The following is a 15,694-nucleotide window of genomic DNA, read 5'->3' as shown; positions in this document are numbered from 1 at the left end:
AAAACCTGCAGATCAGGATTTCCAGGCATCCAGGCATAAAGAAGCCATCGGCGCAACCGCGACCGATCATATCTCGGATCTCAGCCTCGGATCGAACTTCTGTTCACTAACGCTTCAGATTGGGCCTGATTGTCTCGACCTCTTCTCGCGTGCTCGTATCGGGTAATTCGCTGGGGCCATCTGGGTTCGGCGCCGGGTTTTCACGCGTGTCCCTTGGCGGCTTGTCTTGTGGACTGGGATTATGCGGTGTTGGTTTGCGTGCTTTTTCCCGTTTCGGCGATTTCGGCATCGCACAGATTCCTTTTCCTGCACAACTTCGGAGAAAGTTTGCGGTTCCACGCCAAAGCCAGCAACTGGTTGGCCGTTCCCCTGCTTTGGAAGCCGGCGTCGTGATGAGCCAGGTGGTGCTGATCGCGGTCGGCGTCGACTGGGATGGCAGGCGCCAGATCCTGGCTGTCGAGATGGCCAATCGCGAGAGCCGCTCGGCCTGGAAGGACTTCCTCGTCGGCTTGAAGGCGCGCGGCCTCAGAGGAGTCGAACTGGTCGTGTCCGACGACCATGCCGGCCTTGTCGCGGCGATCGGCGAGGTCATCCCCGAAGCCGCCTGGCAGCGCTGCTACCTGCACTTCCTCAGGAACGCGCTCGATCGATCAACTGACGATTGAAGGGGCACATTGACTTCCGGACAAACCTGTCAGTCCATCAATAGCACCAAGGCGGGATGCAGCTTCTTCAGATTCGGCAATGATTTCGATTGCCAGGGTATGTCGGGCGTTCCGCGCACGACGAGGCGAACATCGGGATGCTTGCGCACCTCGATGGTGAATTTCGCCAGCAGATTGATGCCGGAAGAGTTGAGAAAGTGTAGGTCCTTCAAATTGAGCGTAATGGAAGCCGGATTTGAGGCAAGAACGCTAGTCGCCAAAGCCGTGATCGGCGCACCGGCCTCGGAACTGGCAAGCCGCATTGCACCGTCGAAAAATATGTCGCTTCCTTCAGTCCACACGCGGTAGTCGTCGGTCTTGATTTCCATAGCCTGGCTTCGTTTCATCTAGTTTTGGGTCTGGGAAATCGGAATGGAGGCATATGTCTCCAGGCAGATCCGATCGTTTTCGTCGGCGGAACTGAATATCCAGGCCAGGCGCGCGCCATAGTCGCTCATCAACGTCAGCAATCCGAGCCCGGAGTGCCCCACGTCGGGGTTCGCGGCATTCGCCTCAATCCGCTGTATCAGCAGGTCCTTGGGGTCGCCAACCGTGATGTCCGCCAGGAGGCTTTGGAACTCGGACGCGTTTTCACCATCGACGTCATTCGACACCTTGAGCTTGAAGCACTCCGAATCCATCGACGCCTCGATCACGATCTCGCCCGGTGCGCGAAACTTGACGGCATTTTCGATGAGTTCGTTGGCCAGATATCCGATACTATGCCGCACTTCCATGTAGTCATTGCGGGACGACTGAAAGCGCAACGCGAAAAGATCGGCGATGAAGTCCGAGGTCGTAGCACAATGACGCCAACTCAAGTCGAGAGGTCCGTCGAACAGCCGCACGCGACTGACACTCTCCTTCATCCCGATTGCAATGTCAGGGGTACCGAACAGCGCTGTCATTTCTATGTGTGCCTTATGATCACGAGGGTGATGTCATCGTGGATCTTCTGGATTCCGATATGGGCCATCAGATCCTCGATGATCCCGGTCTTGATTTCCTCGGCGCTGCTGCCGTGACGCTTTTGCACGCTCCGGCAGAGGCGATCGAACCCGAACAGTCTTCTGTCCTCGTCCTCCGCCTCGGTCACACCGTCGGTGTGCAACACGATCACGTCGCCGCTCCCGAACACGATGTCACGCGTGTCAATGAACTGCGAGATGTCATTTTCCAGGCCAACCGGCAGACCCAGATCAAGCGTATCGATTCGTTCGACATCCCCATCCGCGCGCACGACGAGAACGTCCTCATGCTGGCCGGATAGCGTTACCCGCCCATCCTCAAAGTCAAGAAAGGCCAGCGAGAGATGCTTATTGGTGTTCGTCCGCTCGATGTTCTTGTAGATCGCCCTGTTCAGCCGAACCAGAAACTGGTGCGGATCACCTTCGTTGGCCTCCTGCAGCGCGCGTGCAACGGATTGGACCATCAGCATCAGCACGCCGCTCTCGAGACCATGACCGGTCACGTCGCCGATGCCGATCTTGACCCGTGATCCGTTCTGCAGGACGTCGTAGTAGTCCCCGCCGACCTCGTCGGCCGGCCGCATGTAGGCTGCGATCTCCAGCCCCGGAATCGCTTCGAGTTCGAATGGTTTCGGCAGGACCATCATCTGGATCTGCCGGGCAACCGCGAGCTCGGCGCCGAGGCGGACGTTCTCGTCCCGCAGCTTTTCGTTGAGTGCGGAAATCTCCTGATTTGCGTCCCCGAGCTCCCTGGTCCGTTCGTCCACGAGTTGCTCGAGGTTTTCCGTATGAAAGCTGATCTGCTCAGCCATGCGGTTGAAGGCGATCCCTGCCGCTCCAACCTCGTCGCGTGTTGGAATGCTCACACGCACTGAATAGTCTTTGGACTGGAGCCTCTGAGCGGCGCTGGCGAGCGCCCTGAGGCCCGCGGTGATCCGCTTCGAAATTCCGAGCACGGCCGCAAAGACAATCAGAAGCGAAACAACGATCGCACCGATCTGAAAGAGCAGGATACGGTTGGTTGCGCGCGAAATACTCTGCTGCGCGGCGAACAGGGACGCATAGATCTCCCGTTCGGGAACGACGATCCCGACCGACATCGTCTCGGACTTGATAGGCCCCGAACTCCACAGATTGGTCGGCTTCAACCTCTTGAGGACGACAATGTAGGGTACGTGTTCGCCCTTGCTGTCGAGCATGATGTGCTGGATGACGCCGTCATTGTTCCGGTCGAGAGGCAGCGATGCGATAGCCGGCTGCGTGCTTGCCCGCAGGGACCTCTCCAGGCCGGTAACCCCCTGCGTACTCGCATCGCTTGATGACGTCAGGCCGATGATCGCCTGGCCCGACGGATTGATCGCCACCACGTTGCCAGTCGACATCGTGAGGAAGCCGAACCCGGTTTCCGCGATCTTCACGCGTTCGACGACTTCCGCGAGCTGATCGAGGGTGATGTCTGCCCCCGCCGTACCGGCGATACCGGTGCGATCGCGAGTCCACAACGGGTGGAAAAAGCTGACGATCAGCTTTCCCGTGATTGCATCGGTGTATGGCGCCGTCTGCGTAATGTCGTCGGGGACCGGACGTGAGGCTGGATCGCTGGCCCATTGCTGCCATGACCCATAGATTCCCGGAAAGAAGAACTCCCAAAACTCCGCCTTGTTGTGGCCTGGATAGAGCCGGTCGAAGGTCTGTGCCTGATCCGTATATGGTACCGTCCTGAAGATCGGCCGTTCCTTTGGACCAATATAGTACATCTGCAGCTTGGACGACCCGCTGGCCATGAGAGTCGGCGCGACGAGATCGATCACGGTACTGTCTTCAATTTCCTGCTGAACGCTCGGCAGCGGATTGTGGTCGGCGCCCAGCAGGTAGCCCCAGACGCTTACCACGGAGGGCGCGCCCGGCAGGTTCTGCGCCCAATCGCCGTGCGCGTCGTAGACGACCTTCACGGAGTCGGGTGCCTCACGCGAAAGGGTCGCTCCGACCTGTTGCCGTCTCCTCGGATCGTCGATCTGGGCCTGCAGCACGCCGGCCAGCGCCTTGACGTCCCCATGGACTCGATCGAGCAACAGGTCGACACTTGACGCTGTCGACTCGGCATAGGAACGAATATATTCCTGGTTTGCGTTCGTCAGGCCCTCACCGACTTCCGATGTGGCGTCGCGCGACAGCTTTTGAACGTTCCAAAGCGCCAGGCCACCGCTCAGCAGGAGGTCGAACAGGACGGCGCCGCCGACGACCAATACGAATTTCGCTCGAAAGGAGCGCAGGCCGAAACGCGGTGTAGGCTCATTGTCGGCTTTCATTGCGGCCGTCGCCCCGATGCGACCCAGATCGGCCAACCCGCATAACCCTTGGGGTGGAGCGCGGCGAAAATGTGGTCCTGAAAGCCCTGCCGGAACCGTGCAACGAACTCCGGTCCGTCGCCGCGTCTGGCAGCCATTTCGCCCGCATAGACATTTGCCCAGGCTTCAATGACATCGGCGAAGTCCTGCGGATCGCCGTCCAGGTTAGTGACCATGAAGGTCTCGACACGGATGTCTTCGAATCCGGCCTCGATCAGATATCGCCGACTCTTCGGCCCAAGCTCGACGTCCATCTCGAAATACCCGAACAGCTTCGCCACCTCGTTGTAGGTCCATCCAATGCTTTCGGCGCGCGGCTCGCCGAGGCAATGCGAATTCTTCTCGTTGGTGATGTAGACCCGGCCGCCTGGCTTGCATATGCGGTAGAGTTCCTTGAGGATCAGTTCAGGTCGATTGAAGATTTGTAAGGAATGCCGGCAGGTGACCAGGTCAAACTGTGCTTCGTCAAGCAGCATTTCCGACGCATCGCCATAGGTATATTCGATGCCCCGGATATCGAACTCCCGCATCACTCGTCGAGCATAGTTCAGGCTTGATATCGAGTGGTCGAGGGCGACGATCCGCGATGGCTGGAACTCCTTTTGCACCAGCACGGCGAAATCACCGATCCCGCAACAGATGTCGGCCATGACGATCCCGGGCCTCATGCCGTGTCGCCGCAAGATTGCGCGCTCGTGGCGCCATGTCATCTTTGTCTGCGTGCGCAGGATTGGGACGAACCCGCCTTCCTCGAGAAAGCCCTGCCCCGGATAGAATTGGCTGTCATACTCCTCGACCGTGATGTTCGGTTCGATTCCGCTCAAGCGACCGAATTTTCGCGAGGTCCATCCGACGACGCTTGACGTGATGACGACAAATTTGAGCTCGGGTCGAGCGCGGCAGGCGTCGATGATGATCCTCGAAAAGACGTGAAATGCAGCGTTGTTCATCTGCGTCAGGCGTCTGACATTGACGTAGAGAACGCCGCGCACACGACCAATGGCATCGCGAAGCAACGTAAGGCTGGGCCCGAGCTCATCGATCGCCTGGGGCCGGACCACCCCGGATATGGAGAACTCCTGGTTGTTCGCGTCGTATTGCGCCTTGAAGCGTGGAAGGAGGTTGTAAGGGCTCAATGTTCAAGGCCCTCAAGCGGTAGATCCACGACAAGCTTGACCGCATCGCCGTCGGCTTCCTCGACCCTGAGTGTTGCGTTGTAGTCGACAGCCAGTTCCAGGAGCACGACCTCCCGGCTGGGGGCGAGATCCCCGGACACGGAGTTAAGGTATCGTTCCCTGGCTTCAAATCCGGCGACTTGCGACACGGCTTCTTGATAGAATTGTCGCTCCTCCGGCAGGCAAGGAAATGTCAGCTCGATCCTATCAGTCGCGCCATGGCGAGAGACCCTGCATGCCAATTCGCCATCGGCATGGCGCGTACGAAACGCGACTTCCAGCAATTCGTTGAACGCAGAGGAGAAGAGATTTGAATGGCGGACCGAGTCTGATCGATTTTGACTGATCATCCGGGCCATATATGTCGAGACATAGTCGCAGTGTCTCCAGGCGGAGACAAAAGTTCTGACTTCCATGTCGATCTGTATCATCGGCTCAAAAGTCGGCTCGCCAGCCAGGTCATGATGAACGGGTCCCATCGGCATCCTCCCTTATTCCATCCGTATTGAGCTCTGGTGGCGCAATGACCTCCGAGACGGAAATTTGATCGCCTCGTGATGCGCCAGTCCCGCATAACCAGAACTGCGCGGTATCTGCTTCGATCGTCTCTACAACTCTCCGCTTTACAAGGGTGCAAGCGCTAGAGCGCCCGATTTGATTCCTCCATCGCTCGTCCCCCCTTCGGCGCGGACCGCCTGACGAAATCGCTCGTTGCGTCGGCATCGAGTGGCCGCCCCAGAAGATTGCCCTGCAGGCAATCGCAATTTTCCTTGATCAGCCACCGTGCTTGTGCCGACGTCTCGACGCCCTCGGCGGTGACGCTTATTCCCAAGCCGTGCGCCAGATTGATGATCGATCGCACGATCGTTTGGCCTTTGAGATCGGTCTCCAGGTCCGTGATGAAGTATTGATCGATCTTCAAAGTGTCGAATGGAAAATTCTTGAGATAGCTCAACGATGAATAGTATGTTCCAAAATCGTCTAGCGAAATGCGTATTCCCAAGACATTCAAAGTATTTAGCGTATCGATATTGTCGATCGTCTTCTCAAGAAGAACCGTTTCGGTTATCTCAAGTTCAAGTCGGTCGGCTCGGATTCCAACTGCGTCGATGACCTGAGCGACCGTGTCTGTCAGCGAACCACTCAGGAACTGAGCCGGCGACAGGTTGACTGCGACTGTCAGCGAGGAAGGCCATGTCAATGCCTGGCGACAAGCTTGCTCGAGCACCCATCGTCCGATCTGGTCCATAAGACCGTCGGCCTCGGCGATGGGTATGAACACGCTGGGCGGAATGATCCCGACATCGGGGTGCCGCCACCGCAGCAGCGCTTCGAAACCGATCACCGACGACGGTGGCCGAATGAGCGGCTGATACTCAAGATAGAGCTCGCCCCGCTCCAGCGCGGTTCGAAGGCTGCGCCTCAGATTCTCGCGTTGCTCGAGCAAGAGCAGCATCGAACGGTTGAACGTTCGAGCGCAACCGCGTCCATCCGTCTTGGCTGCGTAAAGAGCAATGTCGGCAGCTTTCATCAACTGCTCGCCGTCGGTCCCATGCTCCGGGCCGAATGCAATTCCGATACTCGAGCCAACGAAGACGGGAATGCCGTTGATGACGAACGGCTCCTTGAACGCGTCGACCAGCGATCCGGCAAGACGTTCGGCTTCCGCGGGCTGCTCCTTGCCCAATTGGATGACAGCGAACTCATCGCCGGCGTACCGGTAGGCAGATTCGCCGTCCTGCAGCGCGTCGCGGATTCGACCTGCCGCGAGCTGAAGAAGCGTGTCGCCTGCTCCATGGCCGAGCGTGTCGTTGACCGCTTTGAAATCGTCAAGGTCGATTTGCAGTAGGGCGGCTTTCGGCTTTGGTCCGCCGATGGCCGCCAGTGCTTGCTGCAGCCGCTCGCCGAATCGCCGCCGATTCTGCAGTCCGGTCAGCACGTCGTGCGTCGCCTGATGGAGCAGAATTACGTGCTCCTGCTCCTCCGCTGCGCTCCGCCCACCGTGCTCCCTCGTTTCTCTGATTCCAACACCATTAGCAGTGCCAAAGACGAAAACGGACCGAGGCGCTTCGCCTGATTGTCGCGGCAAGTCGATGCTTGTCGGAGAGCCGCCCTGGAACACCCGAAGAAATTCGTCGCGACAGCTCGAATCGAGGAAGCTCGGATAGATCTCCCAAATGGCGGCACCCTGCGCCACCGCGCCTCCATACATGCCTTTGAGCCTGGCTGCGTAGTGCGTCAGCCGGAAGTTGCGATTATAGAACGACAAAAGTTCGGTCGTGTTCGCCAAAAGGTCTGCGAGAAGCGCTTCGTCGGTATAGGCAGCGTTAGAAGGCCCCTCACTCTCCTTGCCGGCGCCTGATGCCTTTGGATGCAAGTGCCACCTCCATAGGCGGTGCCAATGTGCGTCCCCCAGTTCAAAAATAGCATACCCGCCAAGCTTGGCAAACTTTCGGCTCGCATTCTTAACAAGCCCCGTGTGCAGCATAGTTGCGATGCATGCTCCGCTGTGACCGGCGGTCGTTTATCCACACGATGAGCAGCCATTAATTGTTAATAAATTGATAATTTGCAGATAATTGCCGCAGGCGCCGGGGTGATTCGAAATATTACGGCAAACGGGGCCGAGCGGCGTTCGCCGCCCGCGCGGGATTATCACCTAGCAATTCGAAATCGGCTTTCTCGAATATCTGGCCTTCAGCCATGTTTTAGACGGTCCGCTCCTGTAGCGGCTGTCGGCGCGTTTCGAAATGACGCCATTAAGCCCGGTTTTCTCGATGGCGCGAAAGATCGCCAGCGCGTCGCCCTCAAAATGCTCACTGTATTGGATCTTGCCGAGGCCAGGCTCAATCAGTTGCCGCAGCGCTTGCTTGCGCTGCAGCAAAGGCAAGGGGACAAGATTGCGACCGTCGAGATGGAGGATGTCGAACGCGACGAACACCAGACGGCTCGGCTCATTCCAGATCGCGGCTTCCAGTTCAGGAGTATCGGGCGTACCCCGATCGCCTGACACAATCACCTCGCCGTCCAGAATGGCCGCCCGGCATGGCAGTTCGACTGCCAGGGCGATGGGCCAGTATTTTGTCGTCCAGTCCCTGCCGTTCTTGCTGTAGAGACGCACGCCGCCATTGTCGATGATGATCTGCGTCCGGTAGCCGTCGAGCTTGGCCTCATGAACCCACCCCTCATCTTCGGGCGGCTGCTCGACAAGAGTTGGCATCTGCGGCGGAATGAACTCCAGCCGGTCGCCGTCGACCTTGGCACGCTTACCCAACTACGCCACCATCTTTGACGGATAGCGGTGACGCGAGCGGCACAGGCGGTCCGATATCCCCAATTTGGATACCTGCCCCGCCTGTGCCGAGCCCCCACTAGGCCATCGAGCCCCCACTAAGCCATTCTGCGACGGAATGAACACCAGGCGGCCGCCCCCGGCCTTGGCACGCTAACTCAATTACGCCACCACCTTAGTGGCGCGATCGGCACAGGCGGTGCGATATTCCCCCCAACTTGGAAACCTGCCGCCTGTGCCGAGCCCCCGCTAAGTCATCGCGAACATCTACGAATAGGGTCGCATTGTCGTTAGCTGCGCATCCAAATACTTATCCGGGCGTACATATCTCGATATCGGCGCGGCATCTCTCTCCCAGGGATTGTGCTATTTGGGGCGGCGTCAGCCCACGCAGTCGCCTTGCTCAGTAGCGGGATTGCCGCCCGGCACCCGGCAGAACTCCGGACGGCAATCTAATGAGACGTCGCCGATCTCGATCGAGGCCGACGCCCACTCAGCTTCCAAGCGCTTTGAGCCAACCTTCAAAGGAAGAGGCCCTCTCGTGCTCGCCAGGGGAAACAGAGCGGGCGGGGCGCGGCAATATCATCGTCCTGCGGCCCTCGCGGGGGCTGTAACCGAATTCCTTGCTGAACGCTCGGCTGAAGTTTGCCGCTGAACTGAACCCGAAGGCTTCCGCAATTTCAACAATGCGTCGGCTGTCCGCCGGATCGCTAAGCGCAAGATGGGCTGCCAAAAGCCGGCGACTTTGAATGTAATGGAGAACACCACCGCTTGGTTCGAACAACTGATAGAGGCGAGATCGTGAAACGCCGAGCGCCCGGCACATTGAATCCGGTGTCAGACGAGCCGCGTCCAGATTGTTTTGGACGTATCGACGCGCTCGCTCCATTAGCGCGACACTCGCCAGTTGTTCGGCCGCCGCGGCATGTTCGGCCGGAGGCGCAAGGCAGGCAATGATCATGCTGCGTGTTGCGTGTACGATGCGGGGCAGATCTTCAGCCGTGAGACTGCGCAGTCTTGTTACGATGCTATTGATGTAGTCGATCAAAAGGTTAGCAAAGTTGCCGGACAGAATTGAGTTGTTGTTCGCGTCGAGGGTCAGCGCCGCATCGGCGAACAAATCACGCGGCAAATAGAGAAAGAGGCTTTCGGATTCCGTTACCCTTCCGCGAAACGGGTAGCCAAGCGATCTGATCTCCAATTTGCCCGGCTGGCCCTCCGCGACGCGGCGATCAACCTCGGTCCATGACCGACCAGTGTGTGGTAAGACGATATACCAGTGATCGATCGAGCTGGACCGTAGCTTCGCTGCAGAACGCAAATAACTGTGCGCGGGCGCGCGCTGTTCAACGATCAGCATGCCACCAAGATTCCAAGCCGTGTGATCGGCAGGAAAGCCGTCGTCCAGCGATTTGTTATCCGGCAGCTTGACGTCAACAAGCGGTGCCACATGCGCTTGCCAAGCTGTGAATTGATCCTCTGGTGCTAGTTTGATGGTTGAAAAGGACAACGGTTCTAGCACCGGCGCGAGTGGCGGAGCGGCCTCATTGTCAGGTTGAACGTCGCGCGGCCAACGACGTCGCTCACGCTCCGGCGCTTGCTTAGCATGCGCCTCGTCTTGCCTCTTAGCGTCCACCGCACGTGGTGCCATATCCGATTCCGGTATGCCCATGCCCTCGCAATCATGTGGTGTATCCGGGGTATCTGGCAAGCCTGTCGACTGCATCGTCGATCACGCTGGGTTACAGTAAGAAATGCATCCCGAGATAAGTTTCTGGATGCGAAGATAACGACACTCTTCAAACTGGTGCGTATAGAATCCGGCATCGTGAAAGCGCTGTCGAGGAGGACACGAAATGAAGGAGAAGCTCAAAGGAGAAGCTCGCCGCAAGATAATTCTTGATGGGTACGCTAATAACGAACCATTGAAAGATATTGCAGCAAAGCTCGGATGCTCACTAGCGAGTCTGAAAGTCAGTGCCAGCAAACTTGGCTGCACCAGAACTCCAAAAGAGGCAGCGGATTTTCGGCGCGGTTTTCGCATACCGGACAATAAGCGGCGAGACTATTACCAGCTGATGATCGCCGGACAATACAGATCTCGCGAGTGCGCGCAGATGTTGGGACTATTGACGGCGAATTTATAAGATACCGAGCAATCTTACTACAGTACTATTGACCATATTATCGCTCAAGCCTCAGTGATAAAGGCCCGCCGCAGCACACGGGCGGCGGGCCTGAAAGGGTCGCTAAAATGCTACGTCGGCGTTTCAATCGCACCTGTCTTAGTCCTCTCGATCTGGCTGTATGCGAACGCGTGTTCAATCAGGTTTGCGCGGATGAACAGCTCGATCCTTTGGACCAGACCGCCGAAATTTTAGCAGTGATGGTTGTAGCCGTTTTTCGAAATGTTCACACCAGCGAACGCGAACTACTGGAGGCGGTCAGATCTCGCCGGCAAAAGATCACGGGAAACGGCCAATAGCAGTGGAGAACGCCCCACGGATGCTGGCGCGGGCCCCGTGCCGGATAAGCGGGTACATCCCTCAAGGATCGACTGCTAGCTTGGCAACCGCAGGCTGCGGAATAGGACGGCACCAGAGGGTGTTTGCTTCGCGGCTAATCAGCGGGAAGACCGGCCAGCGCAAACCGGCGTTGCAAGGCTGGCGGTCATGCGTGAAAGCAGCCCGTTTCAACCCAAGCCGCTTTCTGCTTGAATACCTCAAACATCGGCCATGGAGCATCGCCCCATCCCAATCGATCCCTTCGCCTCCCTGCGGCTACGTTTCCTTGCCCGGTGCGCCGATCAGCTGGCAGAACTGAAGGTCATCGCGCATCAAGACGGCCCCCTGCCCGGCTTCGACGACACGCTGATCCGGATCGCCCACTCGCTGGCGGGGGCGGCGGGGACGTTCGGGTTTGCGGAGATCAGCGCGCGGGCGTCTGCGCTGGAGGCACTGCTGGTCGAGCAGGCGGATGGCGCGACTGTCCGCGCGGCGCTCGATGCACTCATCGCGGAGATCGAGCGCACGCTGAAATAGCCGGGCCAGCCGGGGCTCATTTCTTTGCGCCGAGGCCGGTCCGGGTCATCTCGCCCCAGCTCTGGTCGGCGCGCAGGAACTGCCACCAGCCCTTCACGCGCCAGAAATTGTTGAGCTGGCGGTAGCCGAAATTCTCGATCACGGCGACCGCCGTCAGCGCACGGTCCAGACCTCGTCGTCCATCAGCCTGGACAGCGGCGCGGCGAGTTCTGGCAGGCCGAGGCGTCCCGCGGACTCGGCGGCGGCGGCGCGCACGTCCCAGTCGTCGTTTTCCATCGCGCTCGCCAGGATGGCCGGCGCGCCGGCGTAACCCGTCAGGCCCAGCGCGCGCAGCGCCGCGGCGGCAACCTCGGGCGAGGCATCGCCGGTCAGTCCGGCGAAGAAGGCGGCAAAGCCGAAGCCGCCGGCGCGGGCGAGCGCTTCGATCGCGGCCGCCCTGATGAAGGGCACCGCGTCGGCACGCGACGCATGGATCGCAAGCTCGTTGAAGCGCGACCGCGGAAAGCGCTTGAACAGTTCGATCAGGCGCCGCGAGCGCTGCCCCGCCACGCCGATCTTGTCCAGGGCGACGCCGAGCAGCGGCAGGCTGCCGAGATCGCAGAGCGCGATGGCGGCGGCGATCCTGACTTCGCGCGAGCGGTCCTGGTCCAGCGCCGAAAGCAGCCTTGCCGTCGCATCCTCCGAGCCCAACGCCGCCAGCATCTCGGCCGCGTGGATGCGTTCGGCCACATCGCCCCGTTCCAGCTGCCTGCATACGAGGGCCGGCAGGCCGCATTCGTCGAAGGCGACAAGCACGTCGTCACGCTCCTCGCCGCGTAGCAGCGAGATGAACTCGAAGCCGGCATCGATCGCCACGCCGGGCGGCACCGCAAGGATCGCCGCCTTCAACGTCTCGCGGTCGCGGCTTTCGGTGAAGGCGATGAGCGCCGTCAGAAGCTGGCGCCGCTGGTCGGCCTCGGCCTTGCTCCGGCGCTCCTGCAGCACGCGCCGCGCGATCAGGAACAGCATGATCACCAGGGAAAGAGTGCTGAGCAATATGGAGAGATCCCAGATGTACCACATGGTCAGAACCGCGCGGTCAGCCCGAGACCGAATATCTCTCGGTCGAATGTCGGGTCGTTGTTCATGCGCGACGCTGGCGCGCAACGTCAGCGGGTCGCTGACGTCCCAGGAGATGCCGCCGAAGACGGTGCGGGTCGGCGCCAGCGTGCCGTCGGAGATTTCGGGGGCGTCAGCGTAGCCGCCGAAGACATTGAAGCGCGGCGTCACCGCGAGATCGGCGCGGAGCACTTAGCCGTCCGCGCGCGTGCCGATATCGTCCTGCGCATGCACCCAGCGGGCGGAAAGCCCCAGGCGGCCGTCGAGAATATAGGCCTGCACCCAGGGCGCGATGCTGGTGACATTTGTGTTGGCGAAATCGTCGTAGCGGGCGTCGATGTTGAGCGAAAGCGAGCCGAACGCCTTTGCCGGCGCCACGACCTGCCAGGAAGCGCCGGCGCCGATCGAATAGCGCGCCAGGAAATCGGCGTCCGGCGTCGCCGCGGCCAGCGCATAGGCGGAGAAACCCGGCGAGAAGGCCTGGTCGATGCGGCCCTCGATCTGGACGTCGGTGTGGCCAAAGCGGGTGGCCACACGGGTGCGACCGGAAATCGTCGTGCGCGGCGTGAGCCGATAGGCAACGCCGGCCGAACTGTCGGTCCAGTCGCCGAGCCCGTCGGTGAGATCGCTCACCTCGCTGCCGAGGTCGAGCCGCCATCTGCGCGGCGGCGGCACGGCCAGCCTTTGCGCGATATCGGCAGAGCCCGGCTCGATGGCGAGCGCTTGGCTGTAGGCTTCCCGCGCGGCGTCGTCGTTACCCTCGGCACGGCGCACATCGCCGAGCCCGACCAGCGCCTCGGTATTGCGCGGATCGAGCGCAAGCACGCGCCGGAACGACTGCCCGGCCCGCGTGTAGTCGGCCTCGAGCAAGGCAACTCTTGCATCGAGGTCGAGCGCCTCGATATTGTTGGGCGCCGAGACCAGCACGCCGTCGACCAGGACGCGGGCGCGCGGCGCATCGCCCTGCCAGATCGCCAGGCGAACCTTGCCCAGCCGCGCGTCGAGAAGGCCGGGCTTGACGGCAAGCGACCGGTCGAAGAAATGCCCGGCCTCGTCGAAGCGCTGGCCGGAGCCGACGACAAGGCCAAGGGCGACCAGGACGTCGGTGTTCTTCGGCGCCAGCCTTAGCGCCCGGCGATAGACCTTCTCCGCCTCGGGCAGCTTCCCCGCCGCCCGCAGGCGCCTGCCCTGCTCCATCAGGCCGGCGACGGGATCGGGCCGCCGCTGGGGCCGCTCCTTGCCAGCCCTGCCTGCCGTCCGGGAGGAGCGCGGGCTGGTCGATGCGCAATGTATGCCCGGCCTCCAGCGCGCCCATTTCATCCTGTCTGAAGCGCTCGGCCACGTCCTTGGGATAGAAATCGAAATCCGTCTTGCCGATAAGGTCCTCAACCGAGGCGGCGCGCACCAGTTCGGCGGTGGCTGGATTGGCGGCGATGAAGCGCCCCTCGGCATCCTTTATATTCAGGCAATCCGGCAGCTCGCGAACCATGGCGCGATAGATCATGTTGGACATGGCGAGCTCGCGCCGCCGCTGCTGCCGGTCGAGCAGCACACCGATGATGAAGGCGCTGAGGAAGCGGAACACCAGCGACGGCAACGTGCTCTGCTGCACAAAGCCGGCGACGACTTGCGGGGGCATGATCAGAAGGGTGATCAGCCCGGCAAGCGCGACCGACACGCCGAGGCCGAGTATGTCGAACATGGTGCGTGACCGGGCCGCGACGATGTGGTGCCATGCCAGACCGACGACGGCGGCGATCAGGATGCTCACGACGCCGACGCTGGCACCCTGCCCGCCAAGATAGAGCCGATAGGCAATGGAACCGGCGGTGGCGATGAACACGCCGGCCACCCGCCGAAGAACGCGGCGGCGCCGACGAAAGCAGCGCGCAGATCGACGACGAAGCCGGAGACGGACAGAGCGGTCGCCATGGAAATGATCGAGCCCGCGCACATGACCAGGCCGAGAAGGAGCGACTGTACCCGCTGCCGGAGACGCCCCGTGAAATCCGCCACAAGGTCCCAGGCGACGACCAGGATGGAGACGAGGGCAAGATTGGCGAGGAGTGAGTGCCAGATCTCGGTCATGACTTTCCGCCTCCTTTTTCCGATAAATATCGGCAAAACCTATCCGAGGTCTAAACAGCCTGCTCCCCAGCCATCGGTGTCGGACCGATGGCGCCCCGAGGCGACGATGGCAGACGTCGTAGCCGCTAAATCATTGATAAATAACGACAATGGTAGGCCCGGAGGGTCAACGTTTTCTACGCAAAATCAATATGTTAGCGGCTGGTTCGCCAACCCATATGTCTCGTATCATCTCGTATGGTCCGGCGAACCCGAGATTCAAAAAGAGGAATGACGTCAGATCGCCACCCAATTGGCTCTAATCAATTCTGCTGTTTCAACATTTTCAAGATGCCCTACACGAATTTCTGACCCAAGAGCGACGTCCAGACATTCAACGCCGGACGACCGGTTTGCACCGCATCTCGGCCGTTAAGGTCAACTTTGCCACCACCTGAAGCGGATATTACCGGCGGCCGCACTGCAGGTCACGGGTTGCGGAGGCGATGATGGCGATCTAGCCGCGGTTAGTCGCGAGCTAGCTCTGGCGTCTCGCTGCAAAGAGGCTGTCAGCAATACGATCAAGCGAAATCACGCCGGCCCCGCGTGTCAGCACGAGGAGAAGCAATGACGCCCACAGCAGGTGTTCGGCCCAGTTCTCGGGGAAAACGAAAATCTGGATAACCGATACGACACCGAGCAGCATCAGCGCGCCCAAGCGCGAGAACAGCCCCAGGAAGAGCAACACCGAGCCGGTGATTTCGGCGGTCGTCGCCAGTGGTGCCGCGATCGACGGATCGATGAACGGCAGATTATATTCGCTGGCGAACAGCTGCAGGGTCACCGGCCAGGATGCCAGCTTCGTCTGCGCGGACTGCCAGAAGACATGCGCGACCGCCACACGTGCCCCGAGTTGGACCAGCGAGAATGGGATGAGTTCGGGCAGTTTGATCATACGCCTATAGAAACCGAATAGACCGGCCTGGCTCGTCGAGGAACGC

15 protein-coding genes and 2 pseudogenes are annotated in these 15,694 nt (G+C 60.3%); 3 read left to right on the top strand and 14 right to left on the bottom strand.

All coding sequences use genetic code 11. The features are described 5' to 3' along the window. Positions 1-377: 377 nt before the first annotated feature. Positions 378-647: pseudogene (locus tag EH240_RS31470) on the top strand (transposase); the annotation flags it as partial. 47 nt (positions 648-694) lie between these two features. Here the strand turns inward: EH240_RS31470 and EH240_RS31465 are convergent. The 8 genes from EH240_RS31465 to EH240_RS31430 form a co-directional block, all read right to left on the bottom strand. Then, positions 695-1,033 (bottom strand): slr1659 superfamily regulator, encoded by a 339-nt coding sequence (locus EH240_RS31465; protein ID WP_125005859.1) that lies wholly within the window; start codon positions 1,031-1,033, stop codon positions 695-697. Between the two features lie 18 nt (positions 1,034-1,051). Continuing rightward, positions 1,052-1,612 (bottom strand): slr1658 superfamily regulator, encoded by a 561-nt coding sequence (locus EH240_RS31460; RefSeq protein WP_167484243.1) that lies wholly within the window; start codon positions 1,610-1,612, stop codon positions 1,052-1,054. Between the two features lie 2 nt (positions 1,613-1,614). Further along, a complete protein-coding gene (locus tag EH240_RS31455; RefSeq protein ID WP_125005857.1) occupies positions 1,615-3,981 on the bottom strand; it encodes a SpoIIE family protein phosphatase in 2,367 nt (788 codons plus the stop codon). Continuing rightward, entirely contained in the window at positions 3,978-5,156 is a 1,179-nt protein-coding gene (locus tag EH240_RS31450) for a class I SAM-dependent methyltransferase (protein WP_125005855.1), read from the bottom strand. The genes EH240_RS31455 and EH240_RS31450 overlap by 4 nt, the downstream gene beginning before the upstream one ends. Beyond that, positions 5,153-5,674 (bottom strand): ubiquinone biosynthesis methyltransferase UbiE, encoded by a 522-nt coding sequence (locus EH240_RS31445; protein WP_125005853.1) that lies wholly within the window; start codon positions 5,672-5,674, stop codon positions 5,153-5,155. The genes EH240_RS31450 and EH240_RS31445 overlap by 4 nt, the downstream gene beginning before the upstream one ends. A 161-nt stretch (positions 5,675-5,835) precedes the next feature. Continuing rightward, positions 5,836-7,485, bottom strand: a complete 1,650-nt coding sequence (locus EH240_RS31440) for a putative bifunctional diguanylate cyclase/phosphodiesterase (protein WP_125005865.1) — start codon at positions 7,483-7,485, stop codon at positions 5,836-5,838. Positions 7,486-7,854: 369 nt separating this feature from the next. Next, positions 7,855-8,469 carry an ATP-dependent DNA ligase gene (locus EH240_RS31435; protein ID WP_125005851.1) on the bottom strand — a complete coding sequence of 205 codons (615 nt, stop codon included), beginning with the start codon at positions 8,467-8,469 and terminating at the stop codon, positions 7,855-7,857. Between the two features lie 511 nt (positions 8,470-8,980). Then, a complete protein-coding gene (locus EH240_RS31430) occupies positions 8,981-10,138 on the bottom strand; it encodes a helix-turn-helix domain-containing protein (protein WP_245436555.1) in 1,158 nt (385 codons plus the stop codon). Positions 10,139-10,343: 205 nt separating this feature from the next. On the opposite strand from EH240_RS31430, the gene EH240_RS31425 reads away from it, so the two are divergent. Together EH240_RS31425 and EH240_RS31420 are read left to right on the top strand one after the other, a co-directional pair. After that, the gene (locus tag EH240_RS31425; RefSeq protein WP_125005850.1) at positions 10,344-10,634 is read left to right on the top strand and encodes a hypothetical protein; all 291 of its coding nucleotides are present in this window, start codon (positions 10,344-10,346) and stop codon (positions 10,632-10,634) included. Positions 10,635-11,222: 588 nt separating this feature from the next. Beyond that, positions 11,223-11,528 carry an Hpt domain-containing protein gene (locus EH240_RS31420; RefSeq protein WP_125005848.1) on the top strand — a complete coding sequence of 102 codons (306 nt, stop codon included), beginning with the start codon at positions 11,223-11,225 and terminating at the stop codon, positions 11,526-11,528. Between the two features lie 16 nt (positions 11,529-11,544). On the opposite strand, the gene EH240_RS39770 is transcribed toward EH240_RS31420, so the two are convergent. From EH240_RS39770 to EH240_RS31400, 6 genes and pseudogenes are all read right to left on the bottom strand, one after another. Then, a complete protein-coding gene (locus EH240_RS39770; RefSeq protein WP_281035187.1) occupies positions 11,545-11,670 on the bottom strand; it encodes a hypothetical protein in 126 nt (41 codons plus the stop codon). Positions 11,671-11,681: 11 nt separating this feature from the next. Further along, complete coding sequence (locus tag EH240_RS31415; RefSeq protein ID WP_245436553.1) at positions 11,682-12,818, bottom strand: HEAT repeat domain-containing protein; 1,137 nt, start codon at positions 12,816-12,818, stop codon at positions 11,682-11,684. Next, the gene (locus EH240_RS31410; protein WP_245436551.1) at positions 12,819-13,823 is read right to left on the bottom strand and encodes a YaiO family outer membrane beta-barrel protein; all 1,005 of its coding nucleotides are present in this window, start codon (positions 13,821-13,823) and stop codon (positions 12,819-12,821) included. Positions 13,824-13,926: 103 nt separating this feature from the next. Next, positions 13,927-14,115: pseudogene (locus EH240_RS39395) on the bottom strand (PAS domain-containing protein); the annotation flags it as partial. A gap of 278 nt (positions 14,116-14,393) precedes the next feature. Next, positions 14,394-14,714, bottom strand: a complete 321-nt coding sequence (locus tag EH240_RS39390; RefSeq protein ID WP_245436549.1) for a LytS/YhcK type 5TM receptor domain-containing protein — start codon at positions 14,712-14,714, stop codon at positions 14,394-14,396. Positions 14,715-15,231: 517 nt separating this feature from the next. Then, positions 15,232-15,648 carry a DoxX family protein gene (locus EH240_RS31400; RefSeq protein WP_425374853.1) on the bottom strand — a complete coding sequence of 139 codons (417 nt, stop codon included), beginning with the start codon at positions 15,646-15,648 and terminating at the stop codon, positions 15,232-15,234. Positions 15,649-15,694: the final 46 nt, after the last annotated feature.

Source organism: Mesorhizobium tamadayense (genome assembly GCF_003863365.1).
GTDB classification, from domain to species: Bacteria; Pseudomonadota; Alphaproteobacteria; order Rhizobiales; family Rhizobiaceae; genus Mesorhizobium; species Mesorhizobium tamadayense.
Note: the sequence above shows the minus strand (reverse complement) of the source record. Positions and strands in the feature narration are given on the sequence as shown.

Bases quoted from the DNA above. Each gene is read 5' to 3' on its own strand.
- EH240_RS31425 (WP_125005850.1), top strand. From the start codon at position 10,344: ATGAAGGAGAAGCTCAAAGGAGAAGCTCGCCGCAAGATAATTCTTGAT.
- EH240_RS31410 (WP_245436551.1), bottom strand. From the start codon at position 13,823: ATGGAGCAGGGCAGGCGCCTGCGGGCGGCGGGGAAGCTGCCCGAGGCG.
- EH240_RS31445 (WP_125005853.1), bottom strand. From the start codon at position 5,674: ATGGGACCCGTTCATCATGACCTGGCTGGCGAGCCGACTTTTGAGCCG.
- EH240_RS31400 (WP_425374853.1), bottom strand. From the start codon at position 15,648: ATGATCAAACTGCCCGAACTCATCCCATTCTCGCTGGTCCAACTCGGG.
- EH240_RS31420 (WP_125005848.1), top strand. From the start codon at position 11,223: ATGGAGCATCGCCCCATCCCAATCGATCCCTTCGCCTCCCTGCGGCTA.
- EH240_RS39390 (WP_245436549.1), bottom strand. From the start codon at position 14,714: ATGACCGAGATCTGGCACTCACTCCTCGCCAATCTTGCCCTCGTCTCC.
- EH240_RS31465 (WP_125005859.1), bottom strand. From the start codon at position 1,033: ATGGAAATCAAGACCGACGACTACCGCGTGTGGACTGAAGGAAGCGAC.
- EH240_RS31460 (WP_167484243.1), bottom strand. From the start codon at position 1,612: ATGACAGCGCTGTTCGGTACCCCTGACATTGCAATCGGGATGAAGGAG.
- EH240_RS31430 (WP_245436555.1), bottom strand. From the start codon at position 10,138: ATGGCACCACGTGCGGTGGACGCTAAGAGGCAAGACGAGGCGCATGCT.
- EH240_RS31455 (WP_125005857.1), bottom strand. From the start codon at position 3,981: ATGAAAGCCGACAATGAGCCTACACCGCGTTTCGGCCTGCGCTCCTTT.